Annotated in this window: 14 protein-coding genes; 12 read left to right on the forward strand and 2 right to left on the reverse strand. The window is 59.2% G+C overall.

The window, feature by feature from the left end:
* Positions 1–136: 136 nt before the first annotated feature.
* From ACP151_RS10300 to ACP151_RS10325, 6 genes are all read left to right on the forward strand, one after another.
* Positions 137–2,110 carry an FAD-dependent oxidoreductase gene (locus ACP151_RS10300; RefSeq protein ID WP_424978816.1) on the forward strand — a complete coding sequence of 658 codons (1,974 nt, stop codon included), beginning with the start codon at positions 137–139 and terminating at the stop codon, positions 2,108–2,110.
* A gap of 227 nt (positions 2,111–2,337) precedes the next feature.
* A complete protein-coding gene (locus ACP151_RS10305) occupies positions 2,338–3,939 on the forward strand; it encodes an ABC transporter substrate-binding protein (RefSeq protein ID WP_424978817.1) in 1,602 nt (533 codons plus the stop codon).
* Between the two features lie 117 nt (positions 3,940–4,056).
* Positions 4,057–5,022: an ABC transporter permease gene (locus ACP151_RS10310; protein WP_424978818.1), complete on the forward strand. Its 966-nt coding sequence runs from the start codon at positions 4,057–4,059 to the stop codon at positions 5,020–5,022.
* 4 nt (positions 5,023–5,026) lie between these two features.
* Positions 5,027–5,857, forward strand: a complete 831-nt coding sequence (locus ACP151_RS10315; RefSeq protein ID WP_424978819.1) for an ABC transporter permease — start codon at positions 5,027–5,029, stop codon at positions 5,855–5,857.
* Positions 5,858–5,860: 3 nt separating this feature from the next.
* Positions 5,861–7,489: an ABC transporter ATP-binding protein gene (locus ACP151_RS10320; protein ID WP_424978820.1), complete on the forward strand. Its 1,629-nt coding sequence runs from the start codon at positions 5,861–5,863 to the stop codon at positions 7,487–7,489.
* 7 nt (positions 7,490–7,496) lie between these two features.
* Complete coding sequence (locus tag ACP151_RS10325) at positions 7,497–8,117, forward strand: class I SAM-dependent DNA methyltransferase (protein WP_424978821.1); 621 nt, start codon at positions 7,497–7,499, stop codon at positions 8,115–8,117.
* Here ACP151_RS10325 and ACP151_RS10330 read toward each other — a convergent pair.
* Positions 8,114–8,737, reverse strand: coding sequence for a helix-turn-helix domain-containing protein (locus ACP151_RS10330; RefSeq protein WP_424978822.1), 624 nt, complete (start codon positions 8,735–8,737; stop codon positions 8,114–8,116). The two genes, ACP151_RS10325 and ACP151_RS10330, sit on opposite strands and share 4 nt — an antisense overlap.
* A gap of 110 nt (positions 8,738–8,847) precedes the next feature.
* Here ACP151_RS10330 and ACP151_RS10335 point away from each other — a divergent pair, with 110 nt between their 5' ends.
* The 6 genes from ACP151_RS10335 to ACP151_RS10360 all read left to right on the forward strand — a co-directional run bounded on the left by ACP151_RS10335 (position 8,848) and on the right by ACP151_RS10360 (position 15,483).
* A complete protein-coding gene (locus ACP151_RS10335; protein WP_424978823.1) occupies positions 8,848–9,999 on the forward strand; it encodes an aromatic ring-hydroxylating oxygenase subunit alpha in 1,152 nt (383 codons plus the stop codon).
* Positions 9,986–11,101 carry an aromatic ring-hydroxylating oxygenase subunit alpha gene (locus tag ACP151_RS10340; RefSeq protein ID WP_424978824.1) on the forward strand — a complete coding sequence of 372 codons (1,116 nt, stop codon included), beginning with the start codon at positions 9,986–9,988 and terminating at the stop codon, positions 11,099–11,101. Before ACP151_RS10335 ends, ACP151_RS10340 begins: the two co-directional genes overlap by 14 nt.
* Positions 11,098–11,841 (forward strand): class II aldolase/adducin family protein, encoded by a 744-nt coding sequence (locus ACP151_RS10345; RefSeq protein WP_424978845.1) that lies wholly within the window; start codon positions 11,098–11,100, stop codon positions 11,839–11,841. The genes ACP151_RS10340 and ACP151_RS10345 overlap by 4 nt, the downstream gene beginning before the upstream one ends.
* Before the next feature lie 193 nt (positions 11,842–12,034).
* A complete protein-coding gene (locus ACP151_RS10350) occupies positions 12,035–14,053 on the forward strand; it encodes an FAD-dependent oxidoreductase (protein ID WP_424978825.1) in 2,019 nt (672 codons plus the stop codon).
* On the forward strand, positions 14,050–14,439 hold the full coding sequence (locus ACP151_RS10355; protein WP_424978826.1) for a nuclear transport factor 2 family protein: 390 nt from the start codon (positions 14,050–14,052) through the stop codon (positions 14,437–14,439). Before ACP151_RS10350 ends, ACP151_RS10355 begins: the two co-directional genes overlap by 4 nt.
* 18 nt (positions 14,440–14,457) lie before the next feature.
* Positions 14,458–15,483, forward strand: coding sequence for an alcohol dehydrogenase catalytic domain-containing protein (locus tag ACP151_RS10360; protein ID WP_424978827.1), 1,026 nt, complete (start codon positions 14,458–14,460; stop codon positions 15,481–15,483).
* Positions 15,484–15,486: 3 nt separating this feature from the next.
* On the opposite strand, the gene ACP151_RS10365 is transcribed toward ACP151_RS10360, so the two are convergent.
* The gene (locus tag ACP151_RS10365; protein WP_424978828.1) at positions 15,487–17,277 is read right to left on the reverse strand and encodes an acyl-CoA dehydrogenase; all 1,791 of its coding nucleotides are present in this window, start codon (positions 17,275–17,277) and stop codon (positions 15,487–15,489) included.
* Between the last annotated feature and the right edge of the window lie 24 nt (positions 17,278–17,301).

Consider the following 17,301-nt stretch of genomic DNA (forward strand, 5'->3'; position numbering starts at 1 on the left):
CTGAAGTTTCCTTAGGTGAAAAAATAATTTTACCTTAAGAAAAAAGCTGGCATTTCACACGGGCGTAGTTACGGTGTTTGGCAGGACTTTGGTGACCCAAGGTCAAAATACGCTACAAGCTCCGGGAGGCCCTTCGATGGTTGCTGCAACCAAAGCCACTCTGTCGCCGTATGATCCGCTGATTTCACCGTTTGAGATCAGGAGAACCCGCTTCAAGAACCGTATGTTCATGGCGCCGCACGGGACCGGCTATGCCAAGGGGGGTGGCTGGGGGGACCAGGCGCTTGCCTATTACAAGGCCCGTCTTGACGGTGGTGTGGCATTGATCGTGACAGAGGCAACGCAGGTCGTTCCTGTGACAGGGCAGGGCTATGCGCAGCTGAACGGGGCCAGTGATGCGTTCCCCGCCGAAGTGCGCAAACTGACAGATATTTGTGCGGATTACGACGCGCGCTGCATTGTGCAGCTTTACAACGAGGGGCGCGCGCGGGCGCATTCCACCGATGGCAGTGTCGAACCTGCATTGGCCCCGTCGGTGATGCGCGATGAACGGTTTCATATCGTCCCTGTCGAGATGACGACGGATCAGATCGAACAGTTTGTCGGCCTGTTTGCTGCGGCGGCCGGGCGCGCGGTTGCGGGTGGCGCGGATGGTGTCGAACTGCTGATCGGGATGGGTTATTTGCACGGGCAATTCCTGTCGCCGCGTATCAATGTGCGCACCGATGCATATGGCGGGTCGCCCGAGAACCGCCACCGGTTTGCCATTGAGACGCTCAAGGCGATGCGGGAAAAGATGGGCGATGCCCCTTTGCTTGGTTTTCGCGTGGTCCCTGAGGATGACGACCCGGACGGGATGCGCATGGCCGAGACGCTGGCCTTTTGTCAGGCAGCGGCAGAGCAGGGCCTTGTGGATTACATCAGTGTGGCGGTGGGCGGTACGCATACGCTGGCCGGGACGCGCAAGATTGTTCCTCCGATGTATTTTGACGCCGACGATGCGCTGGCTCAGGCCAGTGCGGTGCGCAAGGCCACAAATCTGCCGATCATGGTGGCGGGCCGGATCAACCAGCCGGTTCAGGCGCTGCAGGCGATCACCTCTGAGGCGGCGGATATGGTGGGTTTTGTGCGGGCGCTGCTGACCGACCCCGGTTTCCCCAACAAGGTGGTTGAGGGGGATCTGGACAGCATTCGCGCCTGTATCGGTTGCAACCAGGCTTGTATCGGGCACCGCAACAAGGGGCATGGCGTGTCCTGCATCCAGTTCCCCGAAAGCGGGCGTGAATTGCAGTACGGCAGCCTGGGCAAAGCCGAGCGGGCAAAACATGTTGTGGTGGTTGGCGGTGGTCCTGCCGGCATGAAAGCGGCGGCTGTATGTGCGGCAAGGGGACATAAGGTGCAGCTGTTCGAAAAGGGTCGTCAGCTGGGCGGGCAGGCGCTGTTGGCGCAGGCTTTGCCGGGGCGGGCCGAGTTCGGCGGCATCGTGACCAACCTGAAATCCGAGCTTGAGCAACATGGGGTATTGGTGACGCTGAACCACGAGGTGACGCAGGCCGAGCTTGCCGCGTTTGCCCCGGATGAGGTGATCCTGGCCACCGGCGCACGCCCGCATATGCCAGTGGGAGAGTTCGAGGGCGCACAGGTGGTCCAGGCCTGGGATGTGATTTCCGGCACGGCGCAGGTCGGCGGCTCTGTTGTGGTGGCCGATTGGCGCTGCGACTGGGTGGGGCCAGGGGTGGCCGAAATGTTGGCTGCGAACGGTCACAAAGTGGTGCTATGCGTGAATGGCGAGAAGGCCGGCGAATTGCTGCAACCCTATGTAAGATACGCCTTGGCGGGGCGGATGCACGAGGCGGGCGTTTCCGTTGTGCCATATATGCGGGTGTTCGGAGCGGACGAAGACACGGCCTATTTCCAACATGTTGTCACCGGTGCGCCCCAGATGATCGAAGAGATGGATACCCTGGTGATGGCCTGGGGCAATGACCCCGTGACCGATCTGGTTGATTCTGGGCTGACCTGCCCCGTTCACCGGATTGGCGATTGCCTGTCTCCGCGAACGGCCGAAGAGGCCGTTTTGGAAGGGTTGAAGGTGGCCGCCGCTGTTTGAAACAGTCTGGTGTAACGAGTCGTGAGAATCCGAATTTCAGAAAAACGGCCGACCCTTTGCCTTGGTTCCAGGGCCATGGCTCCAAAAAAATGGCTCCATAGCGCCAGTTTTTTCTCTTTTTGTGAAATGTTTTATCATAATTGGAGAAAAAAATTTCTCAACAAGAGAACTGCGTGGTATCGTGAGTAAAAACAAGAAAACGACATCGTTCCAAAGGGAGAAGCAAAGTGAACTACCGCTCCAAGCCATCCAAACTGATCCTGCCGAACCAAGATGGTTTGAGCCGCCGAAGATTTCTGAGCCAGACGGCTGCTGTTGGTGCATTGGCATCTTCGGGTTTGCTGTTGAACCCGGGCAAAGCCCTTGCGAACACGCCCAAGAAGGGCGGGGTGCTGCGGATGGGATTGGTTGGGGGGGCCACCACCGACACGTTGGATCCGTTGCAGTATCTGGGAACGGTTCATGCCTCGCAGGTGTTCAACTGTATCTTTGACAAGCTGACGAATGTTGCCCCGGGCGGCAAGATCGTCCCGATGCTGGCAGAGTCCTGGGACACGAATGACGATGCCAGTGTCTGGAAATTTGCGCTGCGCAAGGGCGTCACCTTCCACGATGGCAGCGCGTTCACGGCGAAAGACGTTGCCTATTCCATGAAACGGGCTGCAGGCGAGGACAACACCCGTCCCGGCGCCAAGGCTGCGGCACAGGCCGTGACCAACATCATAGTCGAAAACGACCATTCCATCGTGTTCGAACTGAACGGTCCGCGTTTCGACTTTGACACCGAAGTCTCGGAGCAGGGTCTTTACATGATCAAGGAAGGCGCGACGGACTTTGCCAACCCGATCGGCACCGGCCCCTACAGTCTTGTCAGCTTTGAACCGGGCGTGCGCGCGAAGGTCAAGAAATACGCGGGTTTCTGGTCTGAAGACGAGGGCCACTTTGACGAGGTTGAATTGATCAACATGGCTGATGCGGCTTCACGCTCGAATGCGGTGCGCAACGGCGATGTGGACGTGATCGACCGGCCGGATGTGGCAACCGCATCGCGTCTGCGGGCGGTTCCGGGCATCGAGTTTGCGGTGGCAACCGGTGGTCAGCACTATACCACGCCAATGCGCGTCAACGGCTCGCCGCTGGATAACAACGATGTGCGCATGGCAATCAAATTTGGTGTCAAACGCCAAGAGTTCGTGGACAAGGTGCTGGGTGGCTTTGGTGCGCCGGGCAACGATACTCCGATCAACAGCAGCTACGCCTATTTCAATGACAGCCTGGAGCAGCGCGTCTATGACCCCGACAAGGCGATGCACCACTGGAAGAAATCCGGTCTTGATGCCAGCTCGGGTCTGACGCTGACATCCAGCGATGGGGCTTTCTCGGGTGCGGTGTCCGGGGCGCAGCTGATACAGGCGTCTATGGCGAGTGCCGGCATCGACATTAAGGTGAAAACGGTACCCGGTGACGGCTATTGGAGCGACGTCTGGCGCGTCGTGCCCTGGTGCTTCTGCTACTGGAATGGCGCGGCAACCATTGGCAATCAGCTGAGCTATTACACCTCGGACAACGCCTACAATGACACGGCGTTCCAAAGTGAGACCTTTGACAAGCTGGTGGCCGACGCGGCAGTCCAGAAAGATCAGGCCCTGCGGGCCGAGCTTTATGGTGAAGCGCAGAAGATCCTGCACGAAGAAGGCGGCACCGTCACGCTTGCCTTTGCCAGCTTTGTGCAGGCCGGATCTTCGAAGCTGGGACATGGCGAAGTGGGGGCACTGGCCCCGGCGGATGACCATGCCCTGGCGCGCCGCTGGTGGTGGGCCGAAAGCTGAGCCCTGGCGCAAGCCGTCGTTTCCAAAAACGACCCTCACCCCCAAGACGGGGTGAGGGCGTCAAATTCAGTGCGACGTCTGCAGATCACGATATTCTTGCGTTGATCGCTGCACGGCATGGGGGACATCTTTGTGATTCTTGAGTTGATAGGCAAACGCCTGCTGCGTGGGTTCGTGACCCTGTGGATCATCTCTCTGTTCATCTTCTTTTCTGTTGAACTGCTGCCGGGTGATCTGGCCCAGAACATTCTGGGACAGGCCGCAACGCCGGAATCCGTGGCGGCACTGCGGGAAAAGCTGGGTTTGGACAGGCCGGGATATGTCCGCTATTGGGAGTGGGCCACGGGCGTCTTTTCCGGGGATCTGGGGGTTGCGGTGACCAGTGGCCGCCCGGTGTCCGATCTGATCCTGGTCAGGATTGGCAACACCTTTTTCCTGGCCGCCGTCGCCGCAGCCATTGCGGTGCCGCTGGCCCTGATGCTTGGCATTCTGACCGCATTGATGCGCAACACCGTGTTTGACCGCATGGCCAATGCCCTGACGCTGTCGTCGATCTCAGTGCCTGAGTTCTTTATCGCCTATATCCTGATCTTTGTTCTGGGCATTTCGGCGGGTTGGTTCCCAACCGTGTCCGATGTCACCGAAAACATGACGTTCGGCGAGCGTGTCTATGAGATCATCCTTCCGGCGCTGACCCTGACGATGGTTGTGACCGCGCATATGATGCGGATGGCGCGTGCCTCGCTGGTGAACCTGCTGTCGCGGCCATATATCGAGATGTCGCGGCTCAAAGGGGCGGGCAATGCGCGGATGATCCTGGTGCATGCGCTGCCCAATGCCGCGGCGCCGATTGCCTCGGTTGTGGCGCTGAACCTGGCCTATCTGGTCACTGGTGTCGTGGTGGTCGAGGTGGTGTTTGTCTACCCGGGGCTGGGGCAGTTGCTGGTCGATAGCGTGGCCAAGCGCGACCTTCCGGTGGTGCAGGCATCCTGCCTGTTTTTTGCAGCCACCTACATCCTTTTGAATCTTGCCGCCGATGTCATCACCATCGTGTCGGATCCCCGTCTATTGCATCCGAGGTAACGAAATGGCGTCTTCTAAACTCTCGGTGCTGAGCGGTGCGCCTCTGACTGCCAAATTTGGTCTGCTGGTGATCGCGGCCTATATCTTTGTTGCCATTTTCGCTCCTGCTCTGGCTCCTTATGGCGAGCGTGAGATTGTGGGCGGCGCGTATGAAGCGTGGTCGGATACCTTCCTGCTGGGCACTGACAGCCTGGGACGGGATATGCTGTCGCGATTGCTTTTTGCCGCCCGCAACACATTGGCGATTGCGGCGATTGCAACCATGCTGGCCTTCCTAAGCGGAGTGGGGCTTGGCCTGATTGCCGCAACTGTGGGGGGCCGGGTGGACATGGTGCTGTCGTGGTTGGTCGAACTGGTCATGGCGATCCCGGCGCTTATCCTGATGCTTTTGTTGCTGTCGATCTTTGGCACCTCGATCACGTCGCTGATCATCATCATTGCTGTTGTCGATATGACCCGTGTGTTCAGATTGGCGAGATCCGTGGCACTTGGCGTCGTGGTGATGGATTTTGTCGAGGCCGCCCGCCTGCGCGGCGAGGGTCTTTTCTGGATCATCCGGCGCGAGGTTCTGCCCAGCACCACCGCCCCCCTGCTGGCTGAGCTGGGGCTGCGGTTCTGCTTTGTCTTCCTCAACATTGCGGCGCTGTCGTTTCTGGGCCTTGGGATCCAGCCGCCAAGCGCGGACTGGGGGTCCATGGTACGTGAAAATGCGTCGCTGATCTCATGGGGGGATGTCACGCCGCTGCTGCCTGCTGCCGCGATTGCCCTGCTGACGGTGGGGATTAACTTTGTCGTTGACTGGATGCTGCATCGCTCCAGCGGATTGAAAGATTAAGCCATGGCTGAGAACAACGATCTTCTGGTGTCGGCAACAAACCTGCGTATCGAGGGGCAGTCGTCCGAGGGCTGGAACCCGATCATCAAAGGCGTCGATCTGCATGTTAATCGCGGCGAGATCCTGGGGCTGATCGGCGAGAGCGGGGCAGGGAAGTCGACCCTTGGTCTTGCGATGATGGGCTATACCCGCGACGGGTGCCGCATTTCCGATGGCGAGGTGAATTTTGACGGCGTCGATCTGCGCCGGGCCTCGCGCGGGGTGCGGCGGAAGCTGCGGTCGAGCCGCATCGCCTATGTCGCGCAATCGGCTGCGGCCAGTTTCAACCCTGCCTATCGGCTGATCGACCAATACGCCGAATTTCCGGTGCTGCGCAAAACCGCGACCAAGGAAGAGGCCTATCGCGACGCGCGGGAACTCTATGCCAAGATCCAGTTGCCCGACCCCGACGAGATCGGGTTTCGCTATCCGCATCAGGTGTCCGGCGGGCAGTTGCAGCGCGCGATGACCGCGATGGCGATGGCGTGCCGGCCTGATCTGATCATCTTTGACGAGCCGACAACGGCGCTGGATGTGACCACCCAGATCGAGGTTCTGGGCGCCATTCGTGACATCGTGTCCGAATTCAACACAGCCGCCGTCTATATCACCCATGATCTTGCAGTGGTGGCGCAAATGGCGGACCGGATCAAAGTGCTGAAAGACGGCCACGAGGTCGAAGAGGCCGAGACCCGTCAGATGCTGTCCACCCCGCGTGAGGAATACACCAAATCCCTGTGGGCGGTGCGAGAGTTCCGGGCCCAGCCCAAACCCCAGCCTGAGGTCGACGCCAAGCCCTTGTTGTCGGTCAGGAATGTTTCGGCGAACTACGGGGCCGTCACGGTGCTGGATGACATCAGCCTGGACGTCTACGAGGGGACAACCGTTGCCATCGTGGGTGAATCCGGGTCGGGCAAATCGACTACGGCGCGCTGCATCACCGGGCTTTTGCCGCCCAAGACCGGATCAATCGAGCTGGACGGGCGGGTGCTGCCCAATGCGCTTAAGAACCGCAACCGCGAAGATCTGCGGCATGTGCAGATGATCTATCAGATGGCGGACACGGCGCTGAACCCGTTCCAGACCATTCGCGACATCGTGGCCCGCCCGGTCGAGTTTTACCTGGGCCTGAAAGGGAAGGCAAAAAGGGACAGGGTGGACGAGCTGCTGCATATGATCGGGTTGGAGCCTGACAAGTTCGGCCATCGCCTGCCGCCCGAACTGTCGGGGGGGCAAAAGCAGCGCGTGGGCATCGCGCGGGCCCTGGCGGCCGAGCCAAAGCTGATCATCTGCGACGAGATCACCAGCGCCCTGGACCAGCTGGTGGCCGAGGGCATCCTGCGCCTGTTGGACCAGCTGCAGCAGGAATTGAAGATGACCTATATGTTCATCACTCACGATCTGGCGACGGTCAAGGCGATTGCCGACAGCGTGATTGTCGTAAAGTCCGGCAAGGTGGTCGAACATTCAGACAAGGCGGCGCTGTTTGAACCGCCTTACCATCCCTATACCGAAGAGCTGCTGTCATCGGTCCCGGACATGGATCCGGATTGGCTGACCAATATGCTGGCAGAGCGGCGTTCCAGAAGGTGACAGACAAATGAGTAAAACCGACGAGCTCAAGAAAGCCTATGCGATGGACTATACCGACACCGCATCCGTCCAAGACCATTATGATGTCTGGGCCGAGGCTTATGATCAGGACACGCAGGGTTTTGGATATGTCGGTCCCGCCAATGCCGCCCGGGTTCTGTCAGAGCATCTTGAACTTAGCGCGGCTGCGGTGCTGGATATCGGCTGTGGAACCGGGCTTGTCGGTGTGGCGCTTGCGCAGCTTGGCGCGGGGAATGTGGATGGAACCGATCTTTCGGAAAAGATGATCACGCGCTGTCGAGAAACCGGGGCCTACCGGGATCTCAAGAGCGAAGACCTGTTGCAGGGATTGGCGGCTCAGGATGGCAGCTATGATGCGGTGATATCCGTGGGTACCTTCGGACCCTTGGGCCCTGACGCGTTGCAGCCGGCGCTGGCTCCTGTCAAAATCGGCGGGCTGGCCTGCATTTCCATCAATGAGATTTTTTGGGATCAGCATGGTTTTGACGCGGCTTTCACAGCTTTGTGTGACACAGGCGCGTGGCGTCTGGTGACACGGGAAACCGTGTTGCAAGCGAAGGAAGGCGGGCTTCAGGCGCGGGTGACGCTTTTGCGGCGCAGCCGTTAAAAATCCAGATGCGCGGGCGTTACCGTCCAGACAACTTCAGTCACGTCGTCATGGGCGTTGGCGAAATCATGCGCGATGGTCATGTCAAAGGAAAAGCTGTCTTCTTCGCCCAGAACGAACTGTTCTTGCCCGACGGTTAGGTTGACCCGGCCAGTTTTGACGAAACCGCAGAAATGGCCCTGCCCCTTTGTTGGAACCCCGCGCGATTTCCCGCCCGGTTCCAGGCGGGTCATGCCCATGATCAGATCAAGGGTCAGGTCAGCCGATAGCAGAAAATCCTGATAACCCAGTTCCTGTGTGTCGAAACTGTAGCTGTGGCTGATCCGGCGACGCCCCTGGTTGCGCACGACGATGGCGGCCTCGGCATCAGAGGCGCCGGTTGTGGCAGGGAAGAACCAGTTGGTCTCGACACCCAGAGCTTCGGCGATGCGGCTGATCGAATCAATCGACGGGACCACTGTGCCGTTTTCGACCTGACTCAAATATCCCGCGGTGCGTCCGCATCTCTCGCCCAGCTGCCGCAGGGTAAGCCGCTTGGCTTTGCGCAGGGCTTTGATTTCCCGGCAGATCCGTTGCGTGTTCTGATGGGGTGGAATCTCTCCGGCTTTATCATTAGGCAAAAAATTTCTCCCTTGGTGAGAAAATCATTTTGAAGTGACATATTTTTCCACTAATGTTTTACCTGACTAAACTTTCAAAGCCAATTGTTCGATGCTGAAGGGTGAAAACGATGAGCCACGATATCGATGCTCTGAACCTGGACTTTGATCAGATCGATCAGGATTTTGCGCAGTTCCGGGGTTTGCCGATCCACACCTATACCGATCAAAACATCTATGATTTTGAGATCGACACGATCTTTGAAGGCACTTGGCAGTTCCTGTGCCCGGTGGCCAAAGTGGCGAACATCGGTGACATCTATGAAGGACGGATCGGACGCAGCAATGTGTTTGTAACCCGCCATCAGGATGGCGAGCTGCGCGGTTTTCTGAACTTCTGCCGCCATCGTGGATTCAAACTGGTTGAAAACAACACATCGGGTCAAAAGCTGATCCGCTGCCGTTATCACGCCTGGGCCTATGACCTGAACGGAGAGCTGCGCGCCGCACCTGACACCCAGGATCAACCGGGGTTCCAGAAATGCGATCACGGGTTGATCCCCATTTCGGTAGCGGAATGGGGTCCCATCGTGATGGTCAACACCGACCCGAACGCCCGCAGCCTGTTCGAAGAGCACCCGCAGATCAAAAGCTGGGCCGAGAAAAACGGCATTCAGACCGATCCGAACCATTACGAGGAATACGTCGAAAAGACGATCCGCCAGAAGAGCAACTGGAAGCTGTGGTACGACAACGGCACCGAATGCTATCACTGCAACACAATTCATTCCGCATCGTTCGGTGAGGCTTTTGACGTACGCGAAGGGAATTATTCCTTCGAGCTGGAAGGGGGGATGACATCCTATTCCTTTGCCTCGACCGAGCAGTTGTTGGGGGATGAGCTGCGCAGCCTGACCTATGCCTCATATCAGATCTTTCCGGGGCTTCAGCTGATCCAGCAGGATGATCTGATGGTGCTCGGTCGCATGACGCCCACGGGGCCGGATTCTTGTGATGTGACCGTGTTCTACATGAAGGAAAAGACAGCGGACCAGGCCCGCGTCGATCGCTGGATTGATGTGTGGCATCAGACTTTCGAAGAAGACGGCGAGGTGGCCGAAGTCCAGCAGGCCAACATGACGTCCCCCCATGCCAAAGTGTTCCAATACGTGGCCTCACGCGAGGAGCCGACGATCTTCATCAACCGGTTGATCCTGCAGGCATACAAGGACGGCGTTGCCAAGCGCGTCAAAAAAAGGGAGCAGACCCATGAGCCTGCATGAGAAAACGATCAATGATTATGCGCCTGTCGATCTGAAGAGCGATCTGGAACAAAACTGGGGCCTGCCGCTGTCTTTCTACCGCGGCGAAGATGCGCTGAACCTGGACCTGAGGTCGATCTTTCGCAAATCCTGGCAGTACTTCTGCCCGGCTGTAAAGGTCGCGGAACCCGGCAATTCGACGATCGGTCATGTCGGTGACATCCCGGTGGTTGTCATTCGCGATGACGAAGGGGTTTTGCATGGTTTCGTCAACATGTGCCGTCATCGCGGCTTTCCCGTGGCGACCAAGGATCAGAAGAACTGCAACCGTCTGGTCTGTCGCTATCACGCTTGGTCCTATCATCAGAACGGCGCGTTTATGTATGCGCCCGGATGTCAGGATGAAAAGGATTTCCCAGAGGAGAAACTGGGTCTGAAACCTGTTCAGGTCTTTGAATGGGGCCCGGGCATTTTCGTCAACTACGACATGGACGCGCCGTCTTTCCTGGACAGTCACCCCGAGATTGCCGGTGAAAGAAACAAGGTTGGCATGGACTTCAGCGAAGATAGCTACACCTGGACCCACAGCACAAATCACAGTGTCGAAAGCAATTGGAAGGTCTGGTACGACAATTTTGTCGAATGCTACCATTGTGAAAACATCCATCGCGGCAGTTTTGCCGCCGCATATGAAGCTGATCCGAAACTTGTAAACACACGGTTTCTGGGCACGTTCATGAGCAGTCAGTTTCCGCCCAAAGATCGCAAGTCAAAAACCGAGTTACGTGCTGGAAACTACCGCTCTTTCAACATCTTCCCCGGATTGCTGATGCTTCAGCATGACGATCTGATGATCCTGTCCCAGATGCGCCCCCTGGGGCCGGAAACCACGGAACAGCGCGTGGATTATTTTGCACAGAAGGGCACGAGCCCTGAACGTGTGCAGCAATGGATCGAGCTTTGGGAGGAAACCTTTGCGGAGGATGGCGAGGCGGTCTCGATGCAGCAAAAAGGCCTGCGGACCCATGCGCTGGAGCGCAATCGCCTCCTGCCGGACCGTGAGGAAGCGGTGTTGTTTTTCAACTCTCTTATCGTGAACGCCTATGTGGCGCACAGTGGCTGAAACGCAAGGAAACCCCGATGACTGATGAGGAACGACAGCAACGTATAGATCTGGCGGCCGCATATCAGCTGGCTGAGCATTTCGGTTGGACCATGCTGGTGTGGAACCATATTTCAGCTCGGGTGCCGGGGACCGAGGATCAGTTCCTGATCAATCCGCTTGGTCTGATGTATGATGAAATCACAGCATCGAACCTAGTCAAAGTGGATACGAAGGGCGAAAAACTGGCCGGCGAGGGCGAAACCTCGCCTGCCGGGTTTGTCATCCACGGTGCGGTTCATCAGGCCCGCCATGACATCGATTGCGTGATGCATATGCACACGCCAGAGGCAGTTGCCTTGTCCTGTCTTAAGGACGGCTTGCCACAGCTTTGCGGCGAGACGGCGTATTTTCACGAAGACATCGGCTATCACGATTACGAAGGTGTCTCTTTGGATCTGGACGAACAAAGCCGAATTGCGCGGTCGCTGGGAAACAAGAACAACCTGATCCTGAAGAACCACGGGTTGATCACCACCGGGCGCAGCGTGGGAGAGGCCTTTGTGCGGATGTACTGGCTGATTTATTGCTGCCGCATCGTGACCAGTCTTTATGCGATGGGACGTCCCTTTGTGCCCCTGAGCGAGGCTCTGGCGGCAAAAACCGCAGCCCAGGACGAGGCGGAGTCGGCTCCGTCGGTCTTCGAATGGCCTGCTTTGCTGCGCCGCGCAGAACGCATTGCGCCGCATTTCAAGGACTAAAAACGCATGCCGCATATGACGCGCGCCCTTACAACTGCTTCACTGATCCGGCGGCGTCGCTTTGCGGCGCTGGCCGGTTCGCCCTGAAATCCAACAGCGCGCGCCCTCTCCCTGCGCGTCACCCGGCGTCTTCGCCAGTGCTTCCAAGAAGACGCCGGGTTCAAATAGCCAAACCAAGAACAGGTTCCGCCGCATGTCCAACTCAAGGCATCCTTACTCGCTTTTGTTCGAGCCCGTCCAAATCGGCCCGGTGACGGCAAAGAACCGGTTCTTTCAGGCGCCCCATGCGACGGGCATGGGCTTTACCTATCCGGAGCACGCGATTGCCTATCGGAAAACCAAGGCCGAGGGCGGTTGGGGGGTTGTCGCCACCGAAGAATGCATGATCGACAGCAATTCTGACCATTCGCCCTCCCCGCATATGCGGCTGGCGTCCGATGCGGATATCCCGTTTCTGGCGCGGATGGCGGATGCGGTGCACGAGCATGACGCGCTGTTCGCGGTCGAACTGTGTCATGCGGGCAAATCAGCGGCCAACAAGTTGACGCGGGAATATCCGCTGGCCCCGTCGCAGACGCATTATTGGTCGTTTGGACCTTATGTGGCCAAGACCGCCGACAAATCCGACATTCGCCGTGTGATCCAGGCACAGGCCGATGCGGCCAGGCGGGCGATGACGGCAGGGGCGGATATTGTCTATGTTTATGCCGCGCATGATCTGTCACTGCCGATGCAGTTTCTGTTGCCGCGCTACAACCGGCGCAGCGACGAATACGGCGGGTCGCTGGAAAACCGCGTGCGCCTGTTCCGGCAGATGATCGAAGCCACGAAAGAGGCCGTGGGCCACAAATGCGCCGTGGCCGTACGCTTTGCTGTGGACGAGATGATGGGACCGGGCGGGCTGGAGTGGCAGAACGAAGGCCGCGAGGTGGTCGAAATGCTGGCCGAGCTCCCCGACCTGTGGGACGTGAATGTCAGCGATTGGTCAAACGATTCCGGCGTGTCGCGGTTTTTCGAGGAAGACTATCAGCGTGAATACACCGATTTTGTGAAATCGGTGACCACCAAACCGGTTGTGGGAGTGGGGCGCTATGTGAACCCGGACCGGATGGTATCGGACATCAAAAAGGGGCGGCTCGATCTGATTGGGGCCGCGCGCCCGTCGATTGCCGACCCGTTCCTGCCGAACAAGATCCGGGACATGCAGATTGACGACATCCGCGAATGTATCGGCTGCAACATGTGCACCACCAACGTGCTGCTGTCGGTTCCGATCCGCTGCACTCAGAACCCGACCATTGGCAAAGAGGTTGATGGCTGGCACCCTGAAACCGTGCCTGTGCGCCGTTCGCAGGACAGTGTTCTGGTCGTCGGCGGCGGGCCTGCGGGATTGGAATGCGCCCTGACGTTGGGCAAGCGGGGGTATGATGTGACCCTGGCCGAAGCGGGCGACGCCTTGGGGGGACGGGTGATCCAAGAGGCGGCGCTGCCGGGTCTGGCGGCCTGGCGGGCGGTGGCAGAGTATCGGATTGGTCAGCTGGCGCAGATGCCGAATGTGAACACCTATCTGCAAAGCCCGCTGGATGCCGAACAGATCCTGGAGTTCGGCATTCCCAACGTGGTCTTTGCGACTGGCGGCCCATGGCGGCGCAACGGCATGGGGCGGCAGTACTCCAGCCCGGTGCCGGGGTGGGAGTCCGGGAATGTCTATACGCCTGATGACATCATGGCGGGGAATTGCCCCTCGGGCCGGGTCGTGGTGTTCGATGATGACCACTATTACATGGGGTCGGTGATTGCCGAAAAACTCAAACTGGCGGGCTGCGACGTTTCGCTGGTGACGCCGGTGGCCGAATTCGCCAACTACAGCAAGTTCGCGCAGGAATACGGCCATGTTCTGGGCCGGTTGGTCGAATTGGAGATCGAACTGTTGCCCACCCACAACCTGACCAGCATCTCGCCTGAACGGATCGAGCTGGCCCACGCCTGGACCGGCACACCCAAGGTGATCGAAGGGGCCGACATCGTCATGGTGACAATGCGCGACACCGCCTCCGACGTGTTTCATGATCTGGAGGCCCGCAAGGCAGATTGTGCGGCGGCAGGCGTCCGGTCTGTCTCGCGCATCGGAGATTGCGTGGCGCCGGGACCAATCGCAATGGCCATTCATGACGGCCACAGATGGGCCATGGAATTTGGAGGACCCAAATGATGCAACGTGCAACACAGCTGCAGGAGCTGACCAAAGGATTTGTCGAGGCGTTCAACCGTCACGATCTGGACGCAGTCATGCGCTTTTTCACCGCTGATGCCGTCTATGATGACGGGTTGGGCAATGTGTTTCGCGGGCTGGATGACATCCGCGCTTCCTTTGCGCCGCTGCTGTCGGGCGCACGCGGGCAGATCGCGTTCGCGGGAGAGGATTATTTTGCCGATCCGGATCAGAACAAGGTCATGACCAGCTGGTCGCTGGCCATGGATATCGAAGGCCAGCGCAAGGTGATGCGAGGGTTGGACCTGCTGGTTTTCGAGGGCGACAAGATCGCCAGCAAATCCGCCTATTGCAAGGGGTCGGGGTTCCGGCTGGATGACGCCTAGCTTCGCCTGACAAGGAATGTGATCATCAAATATGCCAAAACGGGGTTTGAGACCGGCCAGCTGACAATAGAAGGTCGTGAAGCCGGGCTGCCCCTTGAACCCGGCGAAGTGCTGGTCAAGATCAGCGCAAGCTATGTGGCGCCGTTTGTACCCTATGTCTGTGATCCGCAGACCGCCTATGTGACGCCAGAGCGTCCCTTTGCGCCGGGCATGGATCCTGTGGGTACGGTTCTGGCGGTTGGAGAAGCCGTGGACCGGGTCGCCATCGGGGATGCGGTCTATGGTGATGTGTTTCTTGATGGCGGCTGGGATGGCCATGAAGGCGCGGCGGCTTTTGCCGGGAACTTCGCTCTCAGCGACACTGCGGATCGGCTTTTTGATCGCTACAGGCATGGGGCCTTTGCCAGTCACATCCTTCTTCCGCAGGCGTGTCTGACCAAGATCGCCCCGGCCTTGGACAAAGCAACCGTTCAGACGCTCACCCGGCTGGGCTGGCTCTGCACCGCGTTCGCAGCGTTGGACCGGGGCAGGTTTCAGGCCGGGGAACATGTGGTGGTTCTGGGCGCCTCCGGCCAATTGGGGTCCAGCGCGGTGATGATGGCATTGGCCATGGGCGCGTCGCAGGTGACCTGTGTGGGCCGCTGCCTGGACCGTTTGGCCCCGCTGGCGGAACTGGGCGACCGGGTGTCGCTTGCCTTGGGCGCCCCGAAGGGCGCGGATGTTGTCATCTCTGCCGCCGAAGGGGATTGCACCACGATGGTTGAGACCGCGATTGCCAACCTGAGCAGGGGCGGGCGTTTTGTTCTGCTCGCCTCGCCAGCCGTGCCGCCGCAGGCTGGCGGGTTGGTGCTGCGCGGGATCACGTTGGTCGGGTCGTTCTGGTTCGACCGTGATGCGCCGGGCCGGGTGGTCGAGATGATCGCCAGCGGCCAGTTGGACCTGTCGCGCATTCAGTCGCACAGCTATCCCCTGGAACAGGTGAACCAGGCCTTGGCCACCGCCGCGGGCCTGCCGGTGTTTCAGCAGAACGTGCTGGTGCCCTGAGCGCTAGAACACTTCGGCGGTGGCATTGGCCAGCAGGCTGGTGTCATCGCCCGCAATCTCCAGCCAGGCCTGCGCCTGCGGCAGTTCATGCTGCAAAAAGAACGCACAGGCGGTTTTCTTGCCGGTCAGGAACGCCTCGTCCCTGCCTGCGGGTTGGAGGGCGGCTGTGCTGGCCATGCGCACCCACAGCCAGGCCACCACGAAATGACCAAAGGCATTCAGATAGGCGCTTGCATGGGCCAAGGCCTGATCCTTGGAGGCCGATTGCATCGTCTCAGCCACCGACTCGGCGGTTTTGGTCAAGTCTGACAGCATTTGCTCCAGACGTGCGCAATGGGGTTTCAGCGCGTCTTGATCACGTGCTTCGGCCAGAGTGGTCGCGACCTCCTGGCGGAAGATGTCGAGGGACTTCATCCCGTTGCCGATGATCTTGCGACCCAGAAGGTCGAGGGCCTGAATGCCATTGGTACCCTCGTGGATCATGTTCAGCCGGTTGTCACGGTAAAGCCGTTCAACCGGGAATTCCCGGGTATAGCCATAGCCGCCCAGAATCTGAATCGCCTCGCGGTTGGCGTCCAGCCCGAATTCGGACGGCCAGGACTTGACCACTGGCGTCAGCAGATCAAGCAGCGCGGCGAGGCGCTCTTTTTCTGCCGGATCATCGGTCAGGATGCTGCGATCGACCAGATCGCCCGCATAGAGACACAGGGCGATCGCCCCCTCGGACAGCGCCTTTTGCCGCAGTAACATCCGGCGCACGTCGGCATGTTCAATCAGCAGTACCGGTTTTGAGAGCGGATCGCGGTTGGACAGGGTGCGCCCCTGACGGCGCTCCTGCGCGTAGTTCAGCGAATAGCGGTAGCCCACTGAACCCAGCATGGCCGCCCCGATGCCAACACCGATCCGCGCCTCGTTCATCATGTGGAACATGGTGGCCAGCCCGTGGTTCTCTTTACCCACCAGCGTGCCGATGGCCGGGGCCGGATCGCCCAGGCTGAGCAGGCAGTTGGTGGTGCCGCGATAGCCCATCTTGTGGTTGAGGCCCGCCGTCACGATTCCGTTGCGCGCGCCCAGTGAGCCGTCTTCGTTGACCAGATATTTGGGCACCGCAAACAGGGAAATCCCGCGCACACCCGGCGGGGCATCGGGCAGGCGGGCCAGCACCAGATGCACGATGTTTTCTGACACATCCTGATCGCCGCCGCTGATCCACATCTTGGATCCGGTCAAATGATAGGTGCCGTCGCCCATGTTTTTGGCCCGGGTGCGGATATCGGCCAGCGACGAGCCCGCATCGGGTTCCGACAGGCACATGGTGCCAAAGAACCGACCCTCGAGCATCGGTTCCATATAGACCCATTTTTGCCAGTCGGTTCCGTGCGCCTTCAGCAGGTTCCCGGCGGCGCGCGTCAGCGACATATAGGCGTGGGTACTGACATTGGCGCCCTTCATCATGCCGTTGCAGGCGTGATTGACGCTGACTGGCAGTTGCATCCCGCCAAGCTCGTAATCCGCATGCGCGGCAAAGAACCCGGCCTCGCGCAGTTTGGCCAATGCGTCTTTTGCTTCGGGCAGAATGCGTGCCTGACCCTCAACAAGCTGCGGCTCGCGGGTGTCGGACAGGGTGGCATGTGGCCAGAGCTCATCCTCGGACAGCCTCTGAGCGAGATCCAGGACGGCATCAAGCGACTGTCTGTCGTGATCCTGATACCGTCCTGCACCGCATTGCTGTTCGACTGAGAGCATATCGAACAGAATGAAATCGATGGTCTTGCGATCGAGGATGCTGGTCATCGCGCGCTCCGGGTCAAATCTGGG

The organism is Leisingera sp. S232 (assembly GCF_049800895.1).
Taxonomy (GTDB): Bacteria; Pseudomonadota; Alphaproteobacteria; order Rhodobacterales; family Rhodobacteraceae; genus Leisingera.

Excerpts from the sequence above, each read along its gene's own strand:
- ACP151_RS10300 (WP_424978816.1), top strand. The coding sequence starts at position 137 with ATGGTTGCTGCAACCAAAGCCACTCTGTCGCCGTATGATCCGCTGATT.
- ACP151_RS10310 (WP_424978818.1), top strand. The coding sequence starts at position 4,057 with ATGGGGGACATCTTTGTGATTCTTGAGTTGATAGGCAAACGCCTGCTG.
- ACP151_RS10315 (WP_424978819.1), top strand. The coding sequence starts at position 5,027 with ATGGCGTCTTCTAAACTCTCGGTGCTGAGCGGTGCGCCTCTGACTGCC.
- ACP151_RS10320 (WP_424978820.1), top strand. The coding sequence starts at position 5,861 with ATGGCTGAGAACAACGATCTTCTGGTGTCGGCAACAAACCTGCGTATC.
- ACP151_RS10325 (WP_424978821.1), top strand. The coding sequence starts at position 7,497 with ATGAGTAAAACCGACGAGCTCAAGAAAGCCTATGCGATGGACTATACC.
- ACP151_RS10335 (WP_424978823.1), top strand. The coding sequence starts at position 8,848 with ATGAGCCACGATATCGATGCTCTGAACCTGGACTTTGATCAGATCGAT.
- ACP151_RS10340 (WP_424978824.1), top strand. The coding sequence starts at position 9,986 with ATGAGCCTGCATGAGAAAACGATCAATGATTATGCGCCTGTCGATCTG.
- ACP151_RS10350 (WP_424978825.1), top strand. The coding sequence starts at position 12,035 with ATGTCCAACTCAAGGCATCCTTACTCGCTTTTGTTCGAGCCCGTCCAA.
- ACP151_RS10355 (WP_424978826.1), top strand. The coding sequence starts at position 14,050 with ATGATGCAACGTGCAACACAGCTGCAGGAGCTGACCAAAGGATTTGTC.
- ACP151_RS10365 (WP_424978828.1), bottom strand. The coding sequence starts at position 17,277 with ATGACCAGCATCCTCGATCGCAAGACCATCGATTTCATTCTGTTCGAT.